This is a genomic window from Kribbella sp. (assembly GCF_035655035.1).
Classification (GTDB): Bacteria; Actinomycetota; Actinomycetes; order Propionibacteriales; family Kribbellaceae; genus Kribbella.
The window spans coordinates 12,981-35,378 of record NZ_DASRVN010000256.1 but is presented as its reverse complement, the minus strand read 5'-3'; the positions used below and the strand labels follow the sequence as shown (position 1 = coordinate 35,378).

Genomic DNA, 22,398 nt, shown 5'->3' with positions numbered 1-22,398 from the left:
CGAGGGGCGTGTTCCGCCGGTAAGGGTAGTCCTCCTCACGACGGCGAACGCGCCATACTGCCTCACGATCACCGCTGCCCGACACCGGCTGCCCGTGATCCGGACGCTGTTCGCCGAACGTTCACGCGCTTGCGTCGTGCGTATGCCGCCGGCCCGCGTGTTCGACGAGTGCCTGGTGCAACTGGTCCGGCAGCCAACGCTCGGTGACGGCTGCACGCAGTACATCGGCCTGGGACTGCGGCGCGAGGCCGTCGATCGGCTGGTCGCGATCGAGGTTGGTCGGAAAGGCGTAGCCCTCGGCCGTCGCGGCGATCACGTGCCCGGCCGCCGCCGGATCGGTCAGTTCGAGCAGTGCGGGATAGACCGCTTCGATCATCCGGGCCCGGTCGATGCTCTCCATCGCGCGACCGAAGGCCGACGAGACCTGCAGGAGGTTCGCCATCCGCTTGATGTCCGCGGAGTTGTTGCTCCCGGCAGCGTGGAAGAGCGCCGGGTTGAAGAACACGGCGTCGCCTTTCTCCAGTGGCAACTGCACGTGGTTCTCCACGAAGTGCGCCTGGAACTCGGGTCGCCGGTACGCCAGGTAGCCCAGGCCGTACTTCTGCGAATGCGGCAGATACAACGTCGGCCCCGACTCGACCGGCATGTCACAGTGCGCGACCGCTCCCTGCAAGGTGAGCACGGACGACAGCCGATGCACGTGCTCCGGGTACTGCGCCGCCACCTCGTCCGACTGGAACCCCAGGTGGTAGTCGCGGTGCACGGTCTGTCCCGCGCCGCCCGGGTTCACCACGTTGACCTGCGAGGTGACCTGGTACGCCGGTCCGAGCCAGGCCGCGGACACCAACGCGAGCAGGTCGTTCGCGTAGTACGCCGTGAAGACCTCAGGTGCACCGACCGCGAGCTTCTCGAGCGCGTTCCAGACCCGGTCGTTCGCACCCGGCTTCGCGAAGTGGTCGCCGGCCGTCACGCCCGCGCGGTGCTGCGCGTCGATCAGCCGGTTGAATTCGAGGGTCGTCGCATCGACCACCTCGTTGCTGAAGGCCCCTTTCAGTACGACGATGCCGGGCCCGTCGGCGAACGCCCGGACGAACTCGGTCTGCAGGTCGCGCGGATCCGCGGCCCGGATCCGGGTCGCGTCGTACACCGGGACCTGCTGTTCGACGGTCGCGGCGTGCGGGTAGGCCGCCGGATCGGTTTGGTCCTTGAGCACGGTCAGCAGGTCGTCGAGCCGGACGTCTGCGGGGTTCAGCCACATGGGATGGCTCCTCTCGGGTCGATGGTTCTAGATTGGTGGTTCGTTGAAGGGTCCGGAATCCCCTGAATCCACCAAAAACCCGTCATTCCGGGAGGCTGACATGCCCCGCGAGCATCGCGTCCGCGACATCGCGGTCCAGGCCGGACTGAGCGAGACGACCGTCGACCGGGTGCTGAACGGGCGCGCCGGGGTGAGTCCCCGGGCGCGCCGCCAGGTCGAGCAGGCGATCCAGGACCTGGACCGGCAGGCGTCGCAGATCCGGCTCGACGGCCGTACGTTGCTGGTGGATCTCGTCATGCAGGCGCCGCGCCGATTCACGGAGGTCGTCCGCGCCGCGCTCGAGGCCACGTTGCCCGGTCTGCGCCCGGTCTTGCTGCGGGCCAGGTTCGATCTGAGCGAGACCGCCGCGGCCTCCGACATCGTCGGGACCCTGGACAAGCTGCGGAAGCGCGGTTCGCAGGGCGTGATCCTCAAGGCTCCGGACGAGCCAGAAGTGATCGAGGCTGTCGACCGCCTGGCCGACGCCGGCATCCCGGTCGTCACCCTCGTCACCGATCTGCCGACCAGCCGGCGCGTGGCGTACATCGGCATCGACAACCGGGCGGCCGGTGCGACTGCGGCGTATCTGCTCGGCCAATGGCTCGGCGCGGAGCCGGGCAGCGCGCTCGTCACCCTCAGCCGGGGCTCGTTCCGCGGCGAGGAAGAACGCGAGATGGGCTTCCGCTCCACCCTGCGCCGGCTGTCACCGGGCCGCCAGGTCGTCGAACTCGCCGAGACCGACGGGCTGGACACGACGATCCACAGCCAGACGCTCGCGGCGCTCACGGCGGACCCGACCATCAACGCGGTCTACTCGATCGGTGGCGGCAACCGCGCGATCGTCCAGGCCTTTGCCGACCTGGACCGAACCTGTCGCTGCTTCATCGCCCACGACCTGGACGCCGACAACGTCGATCTGCTCCGCGCAGGCGCACTGTCCGTCGTGCTGCACCACGACCTGCCCACAGACCTGCACCGAGCATGCCAGCACCTCCTGCATGCGCACGGCCTGCTCCCGGACGTCCGCCCCGCCGCCAGCAACCTGCACCCGGTCACTCCGTTCAACCTGCCGAGCCGGTGACCCGCGTCTGATCAAATCCCGTTGGTGGCTCGACGGAATCCGGTCCAGCCCTCAGGATGAGCCCATGAGTACCGTCCAGGTCCAGGTCGATCGGAACAGCCGTACGCCGTTGCACGTGCAGCTGGCGCAGCAGCTGGAGGCGGCCATCCAGGACGGTGAACTGCCCGTCGGCTCCCGGCTGAGCAACGAGGTGGACCTGGCGGAGGCGTACGGGCTCAGCCGCCCGACCGTCCGGCAGGCGATCGCCCGACTGGTCGACCAGGGCCTTCTGGTGCGTAAGCGCGGTGTCGGTACCCAGGTGGTCGGCAGCTCCGGACAGGTACGTCGTTCGCTCGAACTGACCAGCCTGTACGACGACCTGGCGGCGGCGCACCGCAAGCCGGAGACCGACGTACTGCGCTTCGGTATCTCGCCTGCGACCGCAGAAGTCGCGGCAGCGTTGCAGTGCGAGCAGGACGATCGCGTACTCCGGCTGGAACGGCTGCGGCGCGCAGACGGCGAGCCACTCGCCCTGATGCGCAACTGGCTGCCGCCCGAGATCCTGGAGACGGACCCGGCCACGCTGGCCGAACGTGGGCTCTACCAACTGCTGCGCGCCGAGGGCGTCAGGCTGAAGGTGGCGCACCAGACCATCTCCGCCATCCCCGCAACGGCCGAGCAGGCACGGCTGCTGTCGGAGGAGCCGGGTGCCCCGCTGCTGGCGACCACCCGGATCACGTACGACGACCACGGCCAGCCGGTGGAGTACGGATCGCACCTGTACCGGGCCAGCCGCTACTCCTTCGAGCACACGCTCGTACACCGCTGACTCCTCAGCGCGGAATTGCAACAAGCTGCAGAATTCTGGACCTGTCGTGAGCCCGTCGATACGGTGAGTGAGCCATCGGCGTGTCACGGTTATCCACAGGTACGGCGCACGCGAGTGGCGACCGGTCTGCAGAAGTTGAAAGGATGGCCCGCATGGTGACCGAGAGTGGTCGCCGGACGGGACCAACACGGGGAGATCGATGACAGCGGACAGGCTCGACGCGCACCGCTCCGGCTGGGGCGGCGCGATCGAGTTGATCGACGCCCAGGTCCGCGACCTGGTCCGCCGCGAGGGCATCGACCCGCTCCGCGACCCGGGCGCGGTGAACCACATCGTCGCGACCGTCGTCCGGGAGTACGACGAGCGCAGCCTGACCGGCGTGGTGCCGCCGATCGGCGACCTGGAGGCGGTCAGCCGGGAGGTGCACGACCGGGTCGCGGGATTCGGGCCGCTGCAGCGTTACCTGGACGACCCGACCGTCGAGGAGATCTGGATCAACGAGCCGAGCCGGGTGTTCATCGCCCGCGAGGGCCGGCACGAGCTGACCACGACCGTGCTGACCGAGGAGGAGGTCGGCGACCTGGTCGAGCGGATGCTGAAGACCACTGGCCGCCGGATCGACGTGTCGCAGCCGTTCACCGACGCCCGGCTCCCGGACGGCAGCCGGGTGCACATCGTGCTCGGCGGCATCACCCAGCGGTACGCCGCGATCAACATCCGCAAGTTCACCGTGCGCGCGACCCGGCTGACCGACCTGGTGCAGCTCGGCTCGCTGACGCCGCACGCGGCGGCGGTGCTGGAGGCATCGGTTGCCGCGGGCCTCAATGTGCTGGTCTCCGGCGGCACCCAGGCCGGCAAGACCACGATGCTGAACGCGCTGGCCGGCTCGATCCCCGGCAGCGAGCGGGTGATCAGCTGCGAGGAGGTCTTCGAGATCAAGCTGCCGATCCCCGACTGGGTGTCGATGCAGACCCGGCAGGCCGGGCTCGAGGGCACCGGTGAGGTGCGGCTGCGCGACCTGGTGAAGGAGTCGCTGCGGATGCGGCCGTCCCGGGTGATCGTCGGCGAGGTGCGCGGCGAGGAGTGCCTCGACCTGCTGCTCGCGCTGAACAGCGGCCTCCCCGGCATGTGCACCATCCATGCGAACTCGGCGCGCGAGGCGCTGACCAAGATGTGCACGCTGCCGTTGCTGGCCGGGGAGAACATCGGCTCCCGGTTCGTGCTGCCGACGGTGGCCGGCTGCGTCGACCTCGTCGTACACCTCGGCGTCGCGGCGGACGGGCGCCGCCGGGTGCGGGAGATCGTCGCGGTGACCGGGCGGGTCGAGGAGCAGGCGATCGAGACGGAGACCGTCTTCCAGACCTACGACGGGTACCTGCGGCGCGCCGAGGGGCAGTTGCCGCACCCGGAGCGATTCCAGCAGGCGGGGTACAACCTGGCCGGTCTGCTGACCGAGCTACCGCGAGGGCCCGGCTGATGGGGCTGCTGATCGGGCTGTTCTTCGGGGTCGGGCTGCTGCTGATCATCGCGGCGTTCGTCGCTCCGGCCGAGGCGGTGCCGGGTGCGGACGGACGGCTGCGGGGCCGGAGCCGGGACCTGCTCGCGAGTGCGGGCATCGAAGGCCTGACGCCGGGTGCGTTCATCGGCGCCTGTGTGATCCTTGCGCTGGTCGCGTTCCTGCTGATGTTCGTGGTGTCCAAGACGTTGCCGGTGGCGCTGGTGTTCGCGGTGATGGCGGGCTGGTTGCCGGTCGCGCTGGTGCGGTCGCGGGCGCGGAAGCGGCTCGCCGAGTTCCGTGAGCTGTGGCCGGATGTGGTGGACAACGTCGCGTCGGCCGTGCGGGCTGGGCTGTCGTTGTCCGAGGCACTGGCCCAGGTCGGCGAGCGCGGGCCGCAGCAGCTGCGGGAGCCGTTCCGGCGGTTCGGCGCGGACTACGCCTCGACCGGCCGGTTCGCCGAATCGCTGGACAGGTTGAAGGCGCGGCTCGCCGACCCGGTCGGTGACCGCGTGGTGGAGGCGCTGCGGATCGCGCGGGAGGTCGGCGGTGGCGACCTCGGCCGGCTGCTGCGTTCGCTGTCGTCGTTCCTGCGGGAAGACGCCCGGACCCGGTCCGAGCTCGAGTCCCGGCAGTCCTGGTCGGTCAACGGCGCGCGGGTCGCGGTCGCGGCGCCGTGGCTGGTGTTGCTGTTGCTGTCCTTCCAGGGCGACGTGATCCAGCGGTACAACTCGCCGGTCGGCGCGATCATCATCGCCGCCGGTGCGGGCATCTGCGTGGTCGCGTACCGGGTGATGCTGCGGATCGGCCGGCTGCCCGAGCCCGAGCGGGTGCTGCGATGAGTCCGTTGCTGCTCGGCGGTTTCCTCGGCGCGGTGCTCGGCGCCGGGTTGCTGATCGTCGTACTGCGGTTGCCGTTCCTGCGGCGGCCGAGCGTGGACGAGCGGATCTCGCCGTACCTGCGGGATCTCGGGGCGCCCGACGTGTTCGTCGGCGTCGTCGACTCGCGGTCGCCGTTCTACGCGATCCTGCGGTTGTTCGGCCCGTCGCTGCGGTCCGCGGCGCGCCGGCTGGAGCGGATCCTCGGCGGCGCGACCACGATCCGCCGGCGGTTGCAGCGGGCCGGGCTGGAGCGGACCGTCGAGGAGTTCCGGATCGAGCAGCTGCTCTGGGGCGCGATCGCGTTCGGGGCCGGGCTGGTGATCTCGATCGTCGGGGTCGCGGTCGGCCTCGGGGATCCGGTCGCGCTGCTGGTGTTCTGCCTGGTCCTCGGGATCACCGGCGTGCTGGGCCGCGACACCTACCTGACGTCCCAGGTGCGGCGGCGGGAGCGGCGGCTGCTGGCGGAGCTGCCGACCGTTGCCGAGTTGCTGGCGCTGTCGGTCGCCGCCGGTGAGGGCCCGGCCGCCGCCCTCGACCGGGTCGCGCGGTCCTCCCGCGGCGAGCTGGCGAACGAACTGAAACGCGTCCTGGCCGAGACCAGGGCGGGAGAGTCCCTGGTCCGCGCGCTCGACGCGCTCGCGGACCGGACCGGGTTGCTGGCGCTGTCGCGCTTCGCGGACGGGATGGCGGTGGCGCTCGAGCGCGGCACCCCGCTGGCCGACGTACTGCGGGCACAGGCCGGCGACATCCGGGAAGCCGGGCGCCGCGAGCTGATCGAGTCCGGCGCCCGCCGCGAGGTCGCCATGATGGTCCCGGTGATCTTCCTGGTGCTGCCGGTGACCATCGCGTTCGCCTTCTACCCGGGCGCTGTCGGAATCCGGCTGATCGCCGGATGAACTGAGGAGAAGTCATGTCCCTTTACCTGACGAGGCTGTTCGTGACGTTGCTGCTGAAGCCGCGTCCGGCCCGGACCGAGCGCGGTGACGTGCCCGGCTGGGTGCTGATCACCGTGATGACGGCTGGCCTGGTCGTCGCGATCTGGAAGCTGGCCGGCGACCAGCTCGCCAAGATGCTCAGCGACGCCCTGTCCTCGGTCACCAACAAGTAGCGCCCGGCAACCAATGCGAAGAACCCGTGGCGAGCGGGGATCGGCGGTCGTCGACTTCGTCCTGGTCTCGACGATCCTGGTGCCGCTGTTCCTCGGCATCCTGCAGGTCGGCCTGTTCCTGTACGTCCGCAACACCCTGACCGCCGCCGCCTCCGAGGGCGCGCACTACGCGGCCGTGCTGAACCGGGCACCGGCCGACGGCGCGACACGTACCCAGGAGCTGATCGGTGGGGTGGTCGCGGACAACCTGATCGACTCGGTGTCGGCGGACCCGATCGACATCGACGGACAGCCCGGTGTGGTGGTGTCGGTGCGCGCGCACATGCCGCCGCTCGGGCTGTGGGGACCGGGGATCTCGTTCAGCGTCGAGGGCCACGCGGTGAAGGAGACGGGCGAGTGAGGTGCCGTCGGCGGGACGAGCGGGGCAGCGCGGTCGTGGAGTTCTCCTGGCTGGCGATCCTGCTGATGGTGCCGCTGGTGTACATGATGCTCGGCGTGTTCGACGTCCAGCGGGCCTCGTACGGCGCGACCGCGGCGACCCGGGCGGCCGGGCGGGCGTTCGTGATCGTCCCGGACGGGGTGTCCGAGGACGAGGCCCGGGCGCGGGCGTTCGCCGCCGCGCAGTTGGCGATGAAGGACCAGGGGATGGAGCTGTCCACCGACGAGCTCCGGATCAGCTGCAACCCGGCCTGTCTGCAGCCGGGCTCGACCGTGACCGTCTCGCTGGAGACGAAGGTGCGGCTGCCGCTGATCCCGGACGCGCTCGGCGGTGAGCCGCCGGCGATCCGGATCAGCGCCTCGCACACCGAGGCGTTCGGCGACTACCGCGAAGCCAAGGGCGACGGATGATCCGCCGCAAACGCGGCGAGGACGGCCAGATGACCCTGCTGATCGTCGGGTTCGCCGTGGTGATCCTGCTGATGGTGGTCGTGGTGACCGACATTTCCAAGGCGTTCCTGGTCCGGCGCGACCTGGACGCCACGGCCGACGGCGCCGTACTCGCGGCCGCGAACGGGCTGGCCGCGGTCTACGCGCAGCCCGGCGCGGGCGGGAACGCCGCGATCGACCCGGACCAGGCCCGGCGGCTGACCGCGGACTACCTCGACGAGGTTGCCGCAGGCAACAGGTTCGACAACCTGGACTGGTCGGTCGACGTCGAGGGTACGACGGTCACCGTCCGGCTCACGTCCACCACCCAGCTCCCGTTCCGGCCCCCGGGCTTCCCGACCTCCGCCGGCGTCTCCTCCGAATCCGCGGCCATCGTCCCGATCCGATGACTCAGCCGAACAGCCCGGGGTTGTCCTCGAGCCAGGTGGTGAACGAGCGGGCCGTGTGGCCGGTGAGGAGTTCCACGCCCGGCTCGATCGGGGCGGGACTGCCGACGCGCGCGGCCCAGTAGGCGAGCAGCGTTTCGCGCTGTCCCTCGTCGGGCATCCGCAGCTCGGCGCGGGCCTGGTCCAGGGTGAGGTCGACGGCCTCGATCGGTACGCCGGTCACCGACGTGACGACCTCGATCTGGTGCCGCCGGGTCATCGACTCCGGTCCGGTCATCGGGTACCCGCGACCGTCGTGGCCGTTGCCCGGCCCGTCGAGCAGCACCCGGACCGCGGCGTCGGCGATGTCGCGCTCGTGGATCGGTGCCTCCTCGGCGTCCAGGTAGGGCAGCCGGATCTGGCCGGTCGCGCGGACCTGATGCGCCCAGTACCTCGCGTTGCTCATGAACGCGCCGGGCTGCAGGCGAGTGGTCGCGTAGGAACCAGCGGCGATCACCTGCTCGGTCTTCGCGTGCGGGTCCTCGGAGCCACCGAGCGACGACAGCGACGAGAGCAGGACGACCTGCTTGACCCCGGCGGCCTCGGCCGCGGCCACGAAGGCGGGCGCGGTCTGCGGGTCGGAGTACAGGAAGACCTGGCTGATGCCGCGGAGGGCGGGCGCGGGATCGGCGGCGTCGTACGCGACGGCCGACGGGAGGGCGGACGGCTCGCGGCTGGCGACCCGGACGTCCTGGCCGGCGTCGGTCAGCAAGGTGGTGACCGCGCGGGCGATCGCGCCGCGACCGCCGGTGACGAGAATCGTCATTGGATGTGCTCCAAAAATGTAGTGACTACAAGAATGGATTCAGTAAAACAGATCCACTACAGTGAGCGCAATGGAGCTCGGGCGGCGGGAACGCAAGAAGCAACAGACACGGCAGGCCATCTCGGACGTGGCCACCGAGCTGTTCCTCGAGCGCGGCTTCGACGCGGTGACCGTGGCCGAGGTGGCGCGGGCCGCGGACGTCGCCGTACAGACCGTGTTCAATCACTTCCCGGCGAAGGAGGACCTGTTCTTCGATGAGCAGGGCTGGTGGACCGGTCCGGCGCAGGCGGTTCGTGAAGCGCCTGCGGAGGCGGATCCGGTTGATGTGCTGGAAACGCAGTACCTGCAAGGAACGCGGGAGCGCCTGAAGGTCGGGCATCTGGCCACCTGGAAGCAGTTCGTGCGCACGATCGAGGGCAGTCCCGCGCTGCTCGCGCGTCGGCGGTTGACCGCGGACGAGCTGGAGCGATCGCTCACCGCGGCGCTCGACGAACGCGCGCCCAACCACCTCCGCAACCGGCTGACCGCGGCCCTGTACGCCGCCGCGCAGAAGGTGCTCGAGGAGAGGCTGATGGCGGTGCTGCCCGACGACGCGTCACCCGCTGAGCTCGACCAGGCACAGCGAGAGCTCGAGCGGGCGGTGGCCGAAGTCTTCGCCGTTCTTCGTAGTGGTCTCGGCTGAGCTAAGCTGTTTGGTTGTGGCTGGACTGGATTTTGACGCGGAGCTGAAGCAGCTCGACGCGACGATGACCTCGATCGAGAAAGTGCTCGATCTCCCTGCGTTGCGCAAGGAGATCGACGAGCTCGGCGAGCAGGTCGCTGCGCCCGATCTCTGGGACGACCAGGCGAACGCGCAGAAGGTGACGTCGCGGCTGTCCAGCCTGCAGGCCGACGTCGAGCGGGTGACGAACCTGCGCGGCCGAGTCGACGACCTCGGTGTGCTGGTCGAGCTCGGCCGCGAGGAGAACGACGCCGACAGCCTTGCCGAGGCGGAGAAGGAGCTTGGCTCGCTGGCCAAGTCGATCCAGTCCCTTGAGGTCCGCACGCTGCTGTCCGGTGAGTACGACGAGCGCGAGGCGCTGGTGACGATCCGCTCCGGCGCGGGCGGGGTGGACGCCGCGGACTTCGCCGAGATGCTGCAGCGGATGTACCTGCGGTACGCCGAGCGGCACGGGTACCCGACCGAGGTCTACGACACGTCGTACGCCGAAGAGGCCGGGATCAAGTCGACCACCTTCGGGGTCAAGGCGCCGTACGCGTACGGCACGCTGTCCGTGGAGTCGGGAACCCACCGGCTGGTGCGGATCTCGCCGTTCGACAACCAGGGCCGCCGGCAGACGTCGTTCGCCGCCGTCGAAGTGGTGCCGGTGCTCGAGCAGACCGACGAGATCGACGTACCGGAAGAAGAGCTGCGGATCGACGTGTACCGCTCGTCCGGCCCGGGTGGGCAGAGCGTCAACACGACCGACTCCGCGGTCCGGATCACGCACCTCCCGACCGGCACCGTGGTCTCCTGCCAGAACGAGAAGTCCCAGCTGCAGAACAAGGCCAGCGCGATGGTCATCCTGAAGGCCAAGCTGCTCGCGCTGAAGAAGGCCGAGGAGCGGGCGCAGCTGGACGCGCTGCGCGGTGACGTGGCGGGTTCGTGGGGCGACCAGATGCGCTCGTACGTCCTGCACCCGTACCAGATGGTGAAGGACCTGCGGACGCAGTACGAGTCCGGGAACACGTCCGGGGTCTTCGACGGCGAGATCGACGACTTCATCGAGGCCGGCATCCGCTGGCGCCGGACCGGCCAGACGGTTGCCGACCACAACTGACCCCCGAAGCAGGCTCAGCGCCGACTGCGGCAGCTGCTTCGGCCTCTGCTGCGTCGTACTGACGTTCGCCAAGTCGGCCGACTTCGCGATCGACAAACCTGCGGGCGAACCCTGCCCGAACCTGAGCGCCGAGCACCGCTGCACGATCCACAGCCGGCTGCGTGACAAGGGTTTCCCGGGCTGCACGGTGTACGACTGCTTCGGCGCCGGGCAGGAGCTCTCGAAGCGCGGGCCTGAGATGTTCGCCGCGCTTCCGATCCTGCGGCAGCTGCACGAGCTGCTGTGGTACCTCACCGAAGCCCTTGAATACAACGCGAATCTGCAATCTGCGATCGACCGCGTGGAGCGGGTCAGCCGTACGCCGAACCTCGCGGACGTCGACGTGGCGGCCGAGCGCGCCGTCGTCAACGAGCTGCTCCTGGAGACCAGCCGGGCCGTCCGCGGCAAGCAACCGAAGAAGAAGGAACGCCGCGGCGCCGACCTGATCGGAGCCCGCCTCCGCCAGGCAGACCTGGCCAAGGCCAACCTCCGCGGCGCCTACCTGATCGGCGCCGACCTCCGCCAGGCGGATCTACGCCAAGCAGACTTGATCGGCGCAGACCTCCGCGACACAGACCTCCGTGGCGCCGACCTGACCAGCGCCCTCTTCCTCACTCAACCCCAACTCAACGCCGCCCGCGGCGACCACACCACCAAGCTCCCGAAGGCTCTTACGCGCCCCTCCCACTGGACCGCAGCTGGTGCGTGACTGGGGTCATCAGCAGGGAGATGGCTGTGATTGCGAGTGCTACGGCGGCTAGGGCGCCGCGTTGGTCCCAGGTGGTGGTGGAGAGGGATAGGTAGGCAGTGCCTACTGTGGCGGCTCCTAGGGCGAGGCAGGTCTGTTGGCTGGTGAGGAGGATGCCGCTGCCGAGGCCGGCCTGGGTTGGTGGGACCTGGCTGAGTACTACGCCGATCAGTGGGACCATGACCAGGCCTGCGCCGAAGCCCGCGACCAGCATTGGGATGGCGAGGCGCAGTGGGTCTACGTGCGGCCAGAGGGTCAGGGCCACGACTGCTAGGAGTGCGTAGCCGACGGCCTGGATCAGCCAGCCGCGCAGGATGAGCCCTGCGCCGTACCGGACCTGCAGGCGCGGACCGTAGATCGAGGTGATCAGGAAGCCGACCGCCATCGGCAGCAGGCTCAGACCGCCTTCCAGTGGGGACATGTGCGCCTCGCCCTGCGTTGCCAGAGCGAACACGAACATGAACCCTCCGAACGTCGTGAAGAACGCGACCGCCAGCAGCAGGCCGATCCGCATTGCCCGCAGCCGCAGTACGGTCGGGGGGATCAGCGGGTGTCGTCCGGAACGTTCGGACCGGTGCTGGTGCAGACCGAGTAGGGCTACGCCAGGAACGGTCGCAGCGAGGCAGAGCCACGTCCAGAGCGGCCAGCCGAGCGGGCGGCCTTCAGTGAGGGGCAGGAGCAGCAGTACGAGCGTCAGCGCCAGCAGAGCGGCCCCAACCAGGTCGACCCGCTGGGCCTTGTCGGCACGGGTTTCCGGTAGCAGCCGTGCGCCGGCCGCGATCGCCAGCAGTCCGACCGGGACGTTGACCAGGAACACGGCCCGCCAGCCGAGGCCGAAGACGTTGGCCTCGACCAGGACACCGCCCAGGATCTGCCCGAGCGCGGCCGCCGCGCCGCCTGCGACACCGAACATGGCCATCGCCCGGGCCCGGTGCTCGCCGGTCAGCAGAGCGGAGATCGACGCCAGCACCTGCGGTGTCATGGCGGCCGCCGCGGCGCCCTGGGCGACACGAGCGGCGAGCAGTACGCCGATCGTCGGAGCGATCGCGCAGATCAGCGACATCACGGTGAAACCGGTCAGGCCGACGAGGAACAGCCGCTTGCGGCCGAACCCGTCGCCGAGCCGGCCGCCGACGACGAGCAGTGTGGCGTTCGCGATGCCGTAGCTGCCGACGACCAGCTGGAGCGCGCCGGAGCCGGCGTGCAGGTCCGAGCCGATCGCGGGCAGCGCGACGTTGATGATGAAGAACGAGAGCATCGGCAGGAAGGCGCCGAAGAGCAGGGTGGTCAGCGCCACCGGCCCGAGCGGAGACGCTGCGGCGCGCGGCCGGGTGACGGCCGGGGCAGCGACGGCGTGGTCTGTCATGCCCTCAGCTTGGGCGCTGTGAGATCCAGGTACTAAGAGCCTGTTTATCCTGGTATCCACACCACCTGGCACCAGGCTGCGGCTGCGGTCATGATGGTGCCATGACCACACTCCCAGCTGCCACCGACAGAACCGTTGTGGACCGGGGCCAGCAGCGCCACGAGCTCGGGGTCTTCCTGCGCAGCCGCCGCGAACGCATCCGACCGGACGAGGTGGGATTCGCCCCCGGCGGCAGGCGGCGTACGCCGGGACTGCGGCGGGAGGAGGTCGCGCTGCTCGCCGGTGTGGGCGTGACCTGGTACACGTGGCTGGAGCAGGGCCGGGACATCAACGTGTCCGCGCAGGTGCTCGAGGCGATCGCCGACACGTTGCGCCTGGACCGGCAGGAGCGGAACCACCTCTTCACGCTGGCCGGGCTGCAGGTCGGCCCGACGCGCGGCGAGTGCGCCGTACTCCCGGCGTCCGTCCAGAAGACGCTCGACGCGGTCACGCCGTACCCGGCGCTCGTGCTGAATTCGCGGTACGACATCCTCGCGTTCAACGAGGCGTACTGCCGGGTGGTGCTCGACCTGCGGGAGATCCCGGTCGAGGAGCGGAACATGCTCTGGGTGACGTTCGTGTCGCGGGAGTGGAGGTGCAGCTTCGTGGAGTCGGAGTCGATGAAGCTGCACATGGTCGCCGGGTTCCGGGCCGCGATGGCCGATCACGTCGGCGAGCCGGCCTGGCAGGACCTGGTCGAGCGGTTGCGTGCCGGGTCGCCGCTGTTCGCGGAGCTCTGGGAGCGGTACGAGGTGGCCGCGCCGAGCACCCGGATCAAGCTGCTGGAGAACGCGAGCGCCGGCGTACTGCGGATCGAGCCGGTGAACCTCTGGCTGTCCCAGCTCGGCCAGATACGGGCGACCGTCTACACGCCGGCCGACGAGGAGACCGAGGCGAAGTTGCGGGTGCTTGCCGGCCCGGCTGCCGGGGCGGGCCAGCCGGGCCGGTCCCCGGCCGCCGGGCAGGACGGCCGGGGAGTCTTCGTCAGCTGACCGGGGTGAACTGTTAGGAAGGATTCCTAACAGTTCAGGTGAACCTAGAGGCTATCGCGGAGGGTTGTCAACCGTTCACGCCGTGTCGCGGTCCGGCCAGGCGGCCTTCAGGGTGGTGAGTGCCGCGGTGATCGCGGGACGGCGCGAGGTGGTCGTCCGCCAGACGGCGAACAGCCGGCGGCTCGGGGCGGGTTGCAGCGGTACGACGACCACGCCGTCCGGGACCGGGCCGCGGCCGAGCCGGGGGAGCAGGCCGATGCCGATCCCGCGGGCGAGCATCGCGAGCTGGGTCTGGTACTCCGCGACCGAGTACGCCACGTCCGGCTCGACACCCGCGCGGCGCATCGTCCGGACCAGCCACTCGTGGCAGATCGAGCCGGCCGGCTGGCAGATCCAGCGCTCGCCGACCAGGTCCTCGGCGCGGACGAACTCCTTGCCGGCCAGGCGATGGGTCGCGGGCACCAGGACGTCGGCCGGGTCGACGCCGAGCTTCACCCGGGACAACCCCTCGGGCAGCCCGAGCGGAGTGTTCTGCCAGTCGTGGACGATCGCGATGTCGATCTCGCCCCGGTGCACCGCGGCCACGGCCTCGAACGGGTCCGTCTCGATCAGCCGTACGTCGAGCGTGGGATGCTCGTCGATCAGCCGGGCCAGCGCCGGCGGCAGCAGTCCGCGGGCCGCCGTCGGGAACGCGGCGATGCCGAGCGTCCCGATCGCCTGCCCGCGTTGCTCCTCGAGCGTCAGCTCGGCGTCCTCGACCAGCTCCAGGATGCGTGCCGCGGTCGCCGCCAGCTGCCGCGCCGCGTCCGTCAGCACGATCCCGCGCCCCTGCCGCTCGACCAGCGTCGTGCGCGTCTCGCGCTCCAGTTTCGCCAGCTGCTGCGACACCGCGGATGGCGTGTACCCGAGCACCTCGGCCGCGCGGTTGACCGATCCGTACTGCGCCACGGCGTGCAGCGCGCGCAATCGGCCGAGATCGATCATGTAGCAGTCCTACATCCATATCCGTAGTAATCGGTGCTGGTTCTTAACTGTACTCCTACCGACACTGGACCGTATGAAGCCTCGTGACCTGCTCCTCGCCGTCGCCGTCGTCGTTGTCTGGGGCATCAACTTCGTCGTCATCGACGTCGGCCTGGAAGGCATCCCGCCGCTGCTGCTGTCCGCGCTCCGGTTCTTCTTCGCGGCGGTCCCGGCGATCTTCCTGCTCGGCAGGCCGCAGGTCCCGTGGCGGTACGTCGTCGGCGTCGGGCTCGCGCTCGGCGTCGCGAAGTTCGGGCTGCTGTTCATCGCGATGGACCACGGCGTACCGGCCGGCCTGTCGTCGCTGGTCCTGCAGAGCCAGGTGATCTTCACGGTGCTGTTCGCGATCGCCGTACTGCGGGAACGCCCGCGGCCGGCGCAACTCGCCGGGATCGTCGTCGCCTGTATCGGGATCGCGCTGATCGTGCTCGACCAGCAACTGTCCGCGCCGCTCGGGGCGCTCGTGCTGGTGATCGTCGCCGCCGGGTTCTGGGGCGTGTCGAACACGATCACCCGGTACGCCAAGCCGCCGGACACGCTGCGCTTCATGGTGTGGGTCAGCGCGGTGGCCGTCGTACCGCTGCTGCTGCTCTCACTCCTCACCGAAGGGCCGCGGGCCGACGTTGACGCGCTCCGCGGCATCCGGTTGAGCGGGATCGGTGCGATCGCGTACCTCGCGTTCGCGGCCACGCTGTTCGGGTTCGGCGTCTGGGGTTACCTGCTGCGCCAGTACGACGCCAGTACGGTCGCGCCGTTCTCGTTGCTGGTGCCGGTCGTCGGGATGTCCGCGGCCTGGGTACTGCGCGGCGAAGCGGTCGGCGCGCAGCAGGCGATCGCGGCGGTGCTGGTGATCGGCGGCATGGCGTGCACGATCGTCCGCCGCCCTAGCCCACGGAAGGGACAGCCGAAGGCGCCATCGGCGGCATCTGCCAGCCGCGCGCCAGCGACGACGGGTACGCCGGTGCGCCACCCGCGAAGTACTCCGTGAACTTCATGATCAGCGGGTCCCAGCGCAGCGGGTCGATGTAGCGGTCGTTGCTCATCAGCAGCTCCTCGCGAACCCGGACCCGCTCGACCCGCATCTCCAGCGCGCACAGGTGCGAGTCCGGGCCGCCGATCTCGTGGATCGCCTGGATCCGTCCCTCCAGGTTGATCGGGCTCTCGGCGACACCGTCCAGGCCGTTCTCGGAGGCCTCGCGGGTCAGCCCGCCCGCGGTGAACTTGTCCGGTTCGTACCGGTAGCCGCGTGCCCGCTTCGCGTCCGACATCTCCTCCGACCCGGTCAGCAACGCGATCCGGTCGAGCGCCGCGACCATGTCCGGATCGACCAGATTCAGCACGATCTCCGGCCGTACGGCGAGGTTCTTGACGGTCTGGGCACTCGTCCCCATCCCGAGCATCGCGGTGTAGCCGAGCCACCACGCGGACGACATCGGGGCCAGGTTCGTTGTGCCGTCGGGGTTTCGGGAGCTGATCAGGACAACGGGCGTACCGAAGTACAGGACCTTGGGCTCGACTGTGCGCTTCATGCGGGTTGAACGCGGATGCGCGAGGATGTGTGAGTGGACGCTCAGCAGATCGGCCGGCTGACCGCGCGCTGGATCGCCGAACTGCCCGGTGAGGGCAGCACCGTGATCTCCGGGCTCGGGGTGCAGCCGCTGCTCGCGATGCTCGCCGAGGTCGCGGACGAGCCCGCGCACACGGAGCTGGTCGAGGCGGCCGGCGAGCGGTACGGCGGACTCCTCGAGGCGCCGGGGTTGCGGATGGCGCTCGGGTTGTGGACGCGGCCGGAGGTCGAGCTGCAGGCCGGCGTGGACCGGTTCCTGCCGCCCGAGGTCCGCGGGACGCTGACCGACCAGGCGGCGCTCGACGCGTGGGTCGCGGAGCAGACGGACGGGCTGCTGCAGCGGATGCCGGTCCAGCTGACGCCCGACGTACTGCTGGTCCTGGCGTCGGCGCTGGCGCTGAAGACCGAGTGGGCGCTGCCGTTCACGGAGTACCCGCGCGGCGAGCGGCGCTGGTTGAGCCGGTCCGACGACGACCTGGACAGCCTGCGGGTGCACGACAGCGCGGCGGGTCCGTTGACCGTGGTCACGGTGCGGGGAGCCGGGGAGTTCGACGTACGGCTGGTGATCGGCGATGGTGAGCGCGCGACGGTACTGCCGGCGGCGCTGTCGTTGGAGGACGACGGGACGCCAGGAGCCGAGGTACTGGCGGCGGAGCGGCCCGCGCCCGGGGTCCAGGTGATCGAGTCGATGGCGCCGGCGGTGATCCTTTCGCTGCCGTACTTCGAGATCGACGCCGAGCACGATCTGCTGCGGCATCCGGCCGTCTTCGGGCTGACGGCGGCGGCCGACCACAGCCGCGGACACTTTCCCGGGCTGAGCCCGCAGCCGCTCGCGCTCGACCAGGCACGGCAGGTGGTGATGGCCCGGTTCTCCGCGACCGGGTTCGAGGCCGCGGCGGCGACCGCGATGCCGATGGCGGCCGGGTCGGCGCCGACGTTCGACGCGAAGGCGCTGTACGTGCACCTGGAGCGGCCGTTCGGATTCGTCGCGGTGCATCGGCCGACCGGCGTACCGGTGGTCGCGGGCTGGGTGGGTCGGCCGGATCCCCAGGCCATCACAGTTCCGGCCGCGGCCGGGCGCTGAGCGTGACGGAGGTGGCGACCGGCCGATTGTGATGGCCTGGGGATCCGGACGTGGCAAGGTGGAGAGCATGGATGCCGACGTGGTGCGGGCGGTCAACGAACTCACCAGCCGCTGGGCGCGGGCGCTGCCCGCCGGGAACACCGTGGTCGCCGGGCTCGGGCTCTGGCCGTTGCTGGCGATGCTCTCCACCGGCGCGGACGAGCCCGGTCGCGCGGAGCTTGCCGCGGCCGCAGGGGTGGATCCGTCGACCGGTGCGACCGACGCGATCCGGCTGATCGAGGCGATCGAGGCGTCCGCCGACCTGCACGCGGCGCTCGGCGTCTGGGTGGACGAACAGCTCAAGCTCGCGGAGACCTTCGACAGCGTCGTGCCCGCGCCGCTGGTCGGCCTGCTGACCGGCAACCCCGCCGTCGACAAGCCGAAGCTGGACGCCTGGGCGGCCGATCACACCGACGACCTGATCCGCGAAATGCCGGTCGACCTGAACGACGGCGTCGAGCTGCTGCTGGCCTCGGCGATCCTGCTGCGTACGCAGTGGGTCCGCCCGTTCACCGAGCAGGTCCGGCGGGTGCCCGACGGTCCCTTTGCCGGCTCGTGGCAGTGGCTCGAGCGCTCCTCGCCGGACCTCGACAGCATCCGCCTGTACGAACACGGGCTCACCGTTGTCACCGTTGCTGGGGACGCGGACGTCGACGTACTCCTCGGGATCGGGCAGCCGCAGACGCCGCACGCCGACGTACTGGCTGGTCTGCTGGACGCCGCTTCTGATCCCGGTGGCGGTGTGTCCGGTACGGCGTTGATCGAGCAGGGCGAGGTCGGTGCGGAGGTCGCGCCGGGGGTGCGGATCGGGCAGACGACGGCGTCGCGGCCGGAGGTGAAGGTGTCGTTGCCGGCGTTCAGCATCGACGTCGAGCACGACCTGATGGACTCGCGGGAGCTGTTCGGGCTGACCACGGTGTCGTCGAACCCAGGCGCGCATGGGCACTTCAGCGCGCTCAGCCCGACGCCGCTGCGGATCGACCAGGCGAAGCAGCGGGTGCTGGCCCGGTTCTTCGCGACCGGGTTCGAGGCGGCGGCGGTGACCGCGATGGCGATGACCCGGGCCGCGATGGTGACCAGCAAGCAGCGGCGGCTCGACGTGCAGTTCGACCGGCCGTTCGGGTTCGTCGCCGTACTGCGGGACTCCCGGCTGCCGATCGTCGCCGGCCGGGTCGAGGTACCTACCGAACCTGGAGCGTGAACAGCCGGTTGAGCAGCGCGGACGCCTCGTCGACGCCCGCGCGGTCGCCGGTCAGCAACAGGTCGAACAGCAGTCCGCGGGACGCCGCCAGGCCGAGACGCGCGTACGCCGGTGCCTGGTCGGCGGGGATGCCCGCGCGGATGCACAGGTCCGTCAACGGCGGCAGCCAGACGTTGACCAGGTCGGCCTTGAGCGGCTCGGTGTGCGGGAGGTCCTGCATCGCGTGGGCGCTCAGCTCGAAGAACAGCGGACCGTAGACGAGCGTGGCCTCGGTGACGCGGCGCCAGAACTGCTCGGCCTGCTCCTCGATCGGCAGGTCCGCCAGGCCGGCGAGCAGGTCGCGTTGCTGCTGCTCGACGGTGCGGACCACCTCGGCCAGCAGGCCCTCGCGGGAGCCGAAGTGGTAGATCAGCATCCGGTGACTGGTACCGATCGAGGACGCGATGGTGCGCAGGCTCGCGTCCCCGATCCCGTTCGTCGCGAAGTGCTCGACGGCGTCAGCCAGCAGACTGTCGCGACTCACTGACTTCCTTCAGCTTCTCTGTCTCGGTGATGACGTAGCTCTTGGTGAGCTTCGCGTACAGCTTGCCGAAGAGCCAGCCGAGCGGGCCCTCCTGGACGATCGTGGCGGTCGCGACCGTGCCTTCCGGCGTACTGATCACGCGGTGGCCGCCGGTGGTCGTGATGCCGGGGGCCTTGGAGACCCATTCGAAGTACTGCCCGTCCTCGAACCTGGTCACCTCCCAGACCGCCACCGGGAGCTTGGGCTGCCGAAGCCGGGTCCGGGCGCCGAGGTGGATCCGGCCCGCGTCCAGCCGCTCGACAGACTCGACGGTCGGGGTCCAGTCGGGCCACCGCTCGACGTCGCTGAAAACCTCCCAGACGCGCTCGGGCGCGGCCTGGATCGTGGTGGAGTGATCGAAGCGCATGTACCAAATGGTACATCAGGTCTGTGTGAGGTCTGGGTGGGCGGCCTGCTCGCGGGCCACCCGCGGCAGGTAGGGTCTTGGGCCATGGCTGACCAGAACGTCCCGCAGAACGTGGAGAACGAGCAGGACCCGGGCGCGAGCACCCAGATGTTCCGCGCCTTCGTCAACGAGGCCGAGACCGAGGCCAAGACCGAACCCAAGCTCAACGGCCGCGTCCTCGCGATCATCGGCGCCGCCGTCGTCCTGATCGCCGTCATCGCCGCGATCGCCGTCCTGTAGTCGACCTCTAGCCATCGACCCCGCCCGTCGAGGCCGTCCGGGCCTTCACCGCCCCCGACGGCCGCCTCGGCAACCCCCACACCCCATGGCCCCCCGCCCACACCTTGGCCACCTGCGCAGCCTAACGGCCTCGGTGCCGTGGGGTGGCATCCGTTGACGGGTGGGCTGCGGCGGATGGAGGATGAGTGCTCGGCTACTTGGGGAGGTTCTTGTGGCGGAGGTTGTCAGGGCTGCGCTTGTTCAGACGTCGTGGACGGGTGACAAGGAGTCCATGATCAAGGCGCACGAGGACTACGCGCGGCAGGCGGCTGCGGCCGGGGCCAAGGTGATCTGTTTTCAGGAACTGTTCTACGGGCCGTACTTCTGTCAGAAGCAGGACGCCGAGTACTACGAGTACGCCGAATCCGTGCCAGGCCCCACCACCGAGCGGTTCGCCCAGCTCGCGCAGGAGCTCGGGATGGTGATGGTGCTGCCGGTGTACGAGCAGGAGCAGCCGGGGGTGCTGTACAACACCGCGGCGGTGATCGATGCCGACGGCACCTACCTCGGGAAGTACCGGAAGAACCACATCCCGCAGGTGAAGGGGTTCTGGGAGAAGTTCTACTTCCGCCCGGGCAACCTCGGGTACCCGGTGTTCGACACCGCGGTCGGGCGGATCGGGGTGTACATCTGCTACGACCGGCACTTCCCGGAGGGCTGGCGGGCGCTCGGGCTGGCCGGCGCGAGGATCGTGTTCAACCCGTCGGCGACCAGCCGCGGGTTGTCGGCGTACCTGTGGAAGCTGGAGCAGCCCGCGAGCGCGGTCGCGAACGAGTACTTCATCGGCGCGATCAACCGGGTCGGCATCGAGTCCGAGTTCGGCGACAACGACTTCTACGGTACGTCGTACTTCGTCGACCCGGAGGGGAAGTTCGTCGGCGACGTCGGGCACGACCACGATCCGGAGCTGATCGTCCGCGACCTGGACCTCGGCCTGCTGGACACGGTCCGGGACCGCTGGCAGTTCTACCGCGACCGCCGGCCCGACGCGTACGGCGACCTGACCAAACCGTAGCCCTCAACCTTCCTTCCTTTCCTTCTGACAACAAGCAAAGGGAAGTGGCACAGATGTCTTTGCTCGTCAAGGGCGGAACCGTCGTCGGACCGACCGGGACCCAGGTCGCGGACGTGCTGGTCGACGGCGAGAAGATCGTTGCCGTGCTCGACCCGTCGGTGACACCAACGATCACCGCCGACCGGGTGATCGATGCCGCCGGCAAGTACGTGATCCCGGGCGGGATCGACGCGCACACCCACATGGAGATGCCGTTCGGCGGTACGTCGGCCAGCGACACCTTCGACACCGGCACCCGCGCCGCGGCGTACGGCGGGACCACCACGATCATCGACTTCGCGATCCAGCGCACCGGCGAGGTGGTGCAGGACGGGCTCGCGGCCTGGCACGCGAAGACCGAGGGCGAGTGCCACATCGACTACGCGTTCCACATGATCCTCGGCGGCGTCGACACCGACGCGCTGAAGGCGATGGACCAGCTGGTCGCCGACGAGGGGATCACGAGCTTCAAGCTGTTCATGGCCTACCCGGGCGTCTTCTACTCCGACGACGGGCAGATCCTGCGCGCGATGCAGACCGCGCGGGACAACGGCGCGATGATCATGATGCACGCCGAGAACGGGATCGCGATCGACGTCCTGGTCCAGCAGGCTCTGGAACGCGGCGAGACGGACCCGATCCACCACGGCATCACCCGGCCGGCCGCGCTCGAGGCGGAGGCGACGAACCGGGCGATCGCGCTCGCCGAAGTAGCCCGGGACTGCCCGCTGTACATCGTGCACCTGTCCGCGAGCCAGGCGCTGGAGAAGGTCGCGGCAGCACGGCACGAGGGCCGGAACGTGTTCGCGGAGACGTGCCCGCAGTACCTCTATCTGACCCTCGAGGACCAGCTGGGTGCGCCCGGGTTCGAGGGTGCGAAGTGGGTTTGCTCGACACCGCTGCGCAGCAAGCACGAATCGCATCAGCGGGACCTCTGGAAGGGCCTCCGGACCAACGAGCTCGCGGTGGTGTCGACCGACCACTGCCCGTTCTGCATGAAGGATCAGAAGGAGCTCGGCCTCGGCGACTTCTCCAAGATCCCGAACGGGATCGGCGGCGTCGAGCACCGTGTGGACCTGGTCTACCAGGGCGTCGTGGACGGCAAGCTGTCGCTGGAGCGCTGGGTGGAGACGATCGCGACCACCCCGGCCCGGATGTTCGGGCTGTATCCGCAGAAGGGGATCGTGCAGCCCGGCTCCGACGCGGACCTGGTGATCTACGACCCGAACGGTACGACCCGGATCGGCGTGCAGACGCACCACATGAACATGGACTACTCGGCGTACGAAGGGGTCGAGATCCGGGGCCGGGTCGGTACGGTGATCTCGCGCGGCGAGGTGATCGTGGCCGACGGCAACTACCAGGGTCGCAAGGGCAGGGGTCGCTTCCTCAAGCGTGGCCTGTCGTCTTATCTCAGGTAGGGGGAAGCT

The 22,398-nt window shown here is 69.8% G+C and carries 26 protein-coding genes; 19 read left to right on the top strand and 7 right to left on the bottom strand.

Annotation, left to right across the window (positions count from 1 at the left end; genetic code table 11):
• Nucleotides 1-121: 121 nt before the first annotated feature.
• Nucleotides 122-1,258 carry a phytanoyl-CoA dioxygenase family protein gene (locus tag VFF46_RS14995; protein ID WP_325037731.1) on the bottom strand — a complete coding sequence of 379 codons (1,137 nt, stop codon included), beginning with the start codon at nucleotides 1,256-1,258 and terminating at the stop codon, nucleotides 122-124.
• A gap of 100 nt (nucleotides 1,259-1,358) precedes the next feature.
• Between VFF46_RS14995 and VFF46_RS14990 the strand changes: the two genes are divergently transcribed.
• The 9 genes from VFF46_RS14990 (at nucleotide 1,359) to VFF46_RS14950 (ending at nucleotide 7,947) form a co-directional block, all read left to right on the top strand.
• Nucleotides 1,359-2,378: a LacI family DNA-binding transcriptional regulator gene (locus VFF46_RS14990; protein WP_325037730.1), complete on the top strand. Its 1,020-nt coding sequence runs from the start codon at nucleotides 1,359-1,361 to the stop codon at nucleotides 2,376-2,378.
• Between the two features lie 64 nt (nucleotides 2,379-2,442).
• Nucleotides 2,443-3,186 carry a GntR family transcriptional regulator gene (locus VFF46_RS14985; protein WP_325037729.1) on the top strand — a complete coding sequence of 248 codons (744 nt, stop codon included), beginning with the start codon at nucleotides 2,443-2,445 and terminating at the stop codon, nucleotides 3,184-3,186.
• Between the two features lie 199 nt (nucleotides 3,187-3,385).
• Nucleotides 3,386-4,663: a CpaF family protein gene (locus VFF46_RS14980; protein ID WP_325037728.1), complete on the top strand. Its 1,278-nt coding sequence runs from the start codon at nucleotides 3,386-3,388 to the stop codon at nucleotides 4,661-4,663.
• Nucleotides 4,663-5,523 carry a type II secretion system F family protein gene (locus tag VFF46_RS14975; protein ID WP_325037727.1) on the top strand — a complete coding sequence of 287 codons (861 nt, stop codon included), beginning with the start codon at nucleotides 4,663-4,665 and terminating at the stop codon, nucleotides 5,521-5,523. Before VFF46_RS14980 ends, VFF46_RS14975 begins: the two co-directional genes overlap by 1 nt.
• Complete coding sequence (locus VFF46_RS14970) at nucleotides 5,520-6,458, top strand: type II secretion system F family protein (protein ID WP_325037726.1); 939 nt, start codon at nucleotides 5,520-5,522, stop codon at nucleotides 6,456-6,458. Before VFF46_RS14975 ends, VFF46_RS14970 begins: the two co-directional genes overlap by 4 nt.
• 14 nt (nucleotides 6,459-6,472) lie before the next feature.
• Nucleotides 6,473-6,670, top strand: a complete 198-nt coding sequence (locus VFF46_RS14965) for a hypothetical protein (protein WP_141858726.1) — start codon at nucleotides 6,473-6,475, stop codon at nucleotides 6,668-6,670.
• 13 nt (nucleotides 6,671-6,683) lie between these two features.
• Nucleotides 6,684-7,070 carry a TadE/TadG family type IV pilus assembly protein gene (locus tag VFF46_RS14960; protein ID WP_325037725.1) on the top strand — a complete coding sequence of 129 codons (387 nt, stop codon included), beginning with the start codon at nucleotides 6,684-6,686 and terminating at the stop codon, nucleotides 7,068-7,070.
• Nucleotides 7,067-7,519 (top strand): hypothetical protein, encoded by a 453-nt coding sequence (locus tag VFF46_RS14955; protein WP_325037724.1) that lies wholly within the window; start codon nucleotides 7,067-7,069, stop codon nucleotides 7,517-7,519. The genes VFF46_RS14960 and VFF46_RS14955 overlap by 4 nt, the downstream gene beginning before the upstream one ends.
• Nucleotides 7,516-7,947 (top strand): pilus assembly protein TadG-related protein, encoded by a 432-nt coding sequence (locus VFF46_RS14950; RefSeq protein WP_325037723.1) that lies wholly within the window; start codon nucleotides 7,516-7,518, stop codon nucleotides 7,945-7,947. The genes VFF46_RS14955 and VFF46_RS14950 overlap by 4 nt, the downstream gene beginning before the upstream one ends.
• Nucleotide 7,948: 1 nt before the next feature.
• Here the strand turns inward: VFF46_RS14950 and VFF46_RS14945 are convergent, their stop codons facing one another.
• Nucleotides 7,949-8,749, bottom strand: coding sequence for an NAD-dependent epimerase/dehydratase family protein (locus VFF46_RS14945; RefSeq protein WP_325037722.1), 801 nt, complete (start codon nucleotides 8,747-8,749; stop codon nucleotides 7,949-7,951).
• A gap of 70 nt (nucleotides 8,750-8,819) precedes the next feature.
• Here VFF46_RS14945 and VFF46_RS14940 point away from each other — a divergent pair, with 70 nt between their 5' ends.
• The 3 genes from VFF46_RS14940 to VFF46_RS14930 are packed head-to-tail and all read left to right on the top strand — an operon-like array spanning nucleotide 8,820 to nucleotide 11,317.
• Nucleotides 8,820-9,431 carry a helix-turn-helix domain-containing protein gene (locus VFF46_RS14940; protein ID WP_325037721.1) on the top strand — a complete coding sequence of 204 codons (612 nt, stop codon included), beginning with the start codon at nucleotides 8,820-8,822 and terminating at the stop codon, nucleotides 9,429-9,431.
• Between the two features lie 16 nt (nucleotides 9,432-9,447).
• Nucleotides 9,448-10,569 carry a peptide chain release factor 2 gene (gene prfB, locus VFF46_RS14935; RefSeq protein ID WP_325037720.1) on the top strand — a complete coding sequence of 374 codons (1,122 nt, stop codon included), beginning with the start codon at nucleotides 9,448-9,450 and terminating at the stop codon, nucleotides 10,567-10,569.
• The gene (locus VFF46_RS14930; protein WP_325037719.1) at nucleotides 10,553-11,317 is read left to right on the top strand and encodes a pentapeptide repeat-containing protein; all 765 of its coding nucleotides are present in this window, start codon (nucleotides 10,553-10,555) and stop codon (nucleotides 11,315-11,317) included. Before prfB ends, VFF46_RS14930 begins: the two co-directional genes overlap by 17 nt.
• Here the strand turns inward: VFF46_RS14930 and VFF46_RS14925 are convergent.
• Complete coding sequence (locus VFF46_RS14925; RefSeq protein WP_325037718.1) at nucleotides 11,280-12,722, bottom strand: MFS transporter; 1,443 nt, start codon at nucleotides 12,720-12,722, stop codon at nucleotides 11,280-11,282. The genes VFF46_RS14930 and VFF46_RS14925 overlap by 38 nt on opposite strands.
• A gap of 101 nt (nucleotides 12,723-12,823) precedes the next feature.
• Between VFF46_RS14925 and VFF46_RS14920 the strand changes: the two genes are divergently transcribed.
• The gene (locus tag VFF46_RS14920) at nucleotides 12,824-13,753 is read left to right on the top strand and encodes a helix-turn-helix transcriptional regulator (RefSeq protein ID WP_325037717.1); all 930 of its coding nucleotides are present in this window, start codon (nucleotides 12,824-12,826) and stop codon (nucleotides 13,751-13,753) included.
• 75 nt (nucleotides 13,754-13,828) lie between these two features.
• On the opposite strand, the gene VFF46_RS14915 is transcribed toward VFF46_RS14920, so the two are convergent.
• Nucleotides 13,829-14,737 carry a LysR family transcriptional regulator gene (locus VFF46_RS14915; RefSeq protein WP_325037716.1) on the bottom strand — a complete coding sequence of 303 codons (909 nt, stop codon included), beginning with the start codon at nucleotides 14,735-14,737 and terminating at the stop codon, nucleotides 13,829-13,831.
• Nucleotides 14,738-14,810: 73 nt separating this feature from the next.
• On the opposite strand from VFF46_RS14915, the gene VFF46_RS14910 reads away from it, so the two are divergent.
• Nucleotides 14,811-15,764: an EamA family transporter gene (locus tag VFF46_RS14910; protein WP_325037715.1), complete on the top strand. Its 954-nt coding sequence runs from the start codon at nucleotides 14,811-14,813 to the stop codon at nucleotides 15,762-15,764.
• On the opposite strand, the gene VFF46_RS14905 is transcribed toward VFF46_RS14910, so the two are convergent.
• A complete protein-coding gene (locus VFF46_RS14905; protein WP_325037714.1) occupies nucleotides 15,661-16,305 on the bottom strand; it encodes a flavin reductase family protein in 645 nt (214 codons plus the stop codon). The genes VFF46_RS14910 and VFF46_RS14905 overlap by 104 nt on opposite strands.
• Nucleotides 16,306-16,338: 33 nt before the next feature.
• Here VFF46_RS14905 and VFF46_RS14900 point away from each other — a divergent pair, with 33 nt between their 5' ends.
• Both VFF46_RS14900 and VFF46_RS14895 read left to right on the top strand, forming a co-directional pair.
• Nucleotides 16,339-17,427, top strand: coding sequence for a serpin family protein (locus tag VFF46_RS14900; RefSeq protein ID WP_325037713.1), 1,089 nt, complete (start codon nucleotides 16,339-16,341; stop codon nucleotides 17,425-17,427).
• Nucleotides 17,428-17,494: 67 nt separating this feature from the next.
• Nucleotides 17,495-18,667: a serpin family protein gene (locus tag VFF46_RS14895; protein ID WP_325037712.1), complete on the top strand. Its 1,173-nt coding sequence runs from the start codon at nucleotides 17,495-17,497 to the stop codon at nucleotides 18,665-18,667.
• Here the strand turns inward: VFF46_RS14895 and VFF46_RS14890 are convergent.
• Nucleotides 18,648-19,190 (bottom strand): helix-turn-helix domain-containing protein, encoded by a 543-nt coding sequence (locus VFF46_RS14890; RefSeq protein ID WP_325037711.1) that lies wholly within the window; start codon nucleotides 19,188-19,190, stop codon nucleotides 18,648-18,650. The genes VFF46_RS14895 and VFF46_RS14890 overlap by 20 nt on opposite strands.
• Entirely contained in the window at nucleotides 19,165-19,596 is a 432-nt protein-coding gene (locus VFF46_RS14885; protein ID WP_325037710.1) for an SRPBCC family protein, read from the bottom strand. Before VFF46_RS14885 ends, VFF46_RS14890 begins: the two co-directional genes overlap by 26 nt.
• 84 nt (nucleotides 19,597-19,680) lie before the next feature.
• On the opposite strand from VFF46_RS14885, the gene VFF46_RS14880 reads away from it, so the two are divergent.
• From VFF46_RS14880 to hydA, 3 genes are all read left to right on the top strand, one after another.
• A complete protein-coding gene (locus VFF46_RS14880) occupies nucleotides 19,681-19,875 on the top strand; it encodes a hypothetical protein (RefSeq protein ID WP_325037709.1) in 195 nt (64 codons plus the stop codon).
• A gap of 211 nt (nucleotides 19,876-20,086) precedes the next feature.
• Nucleotides 20,087-20,929, top strand: coding sequence for a nitrilase-related carbon-nitrogen hydrolase (locus VFF46_RS14875; protein WP_325037708.1), 843 nt, complete (start codon nucleotides 20,087-20,089; stop codon nucleotides 20,927-20,929).
• 53 nt (nucleotides 20,930-20,982) lie between these two features.
• Entirely contained in the window at nucleotides 20,983-22,389 is a 1,407-nt protein-coding gene (gene hydA, locus VFF46_RS14870) for a dihydropyrimidinase (RefSeq protein WP_325037707.1), read from the top strand.
• Nucleotides 22,390-22,398: the final 9 nt, after the last annotated feature.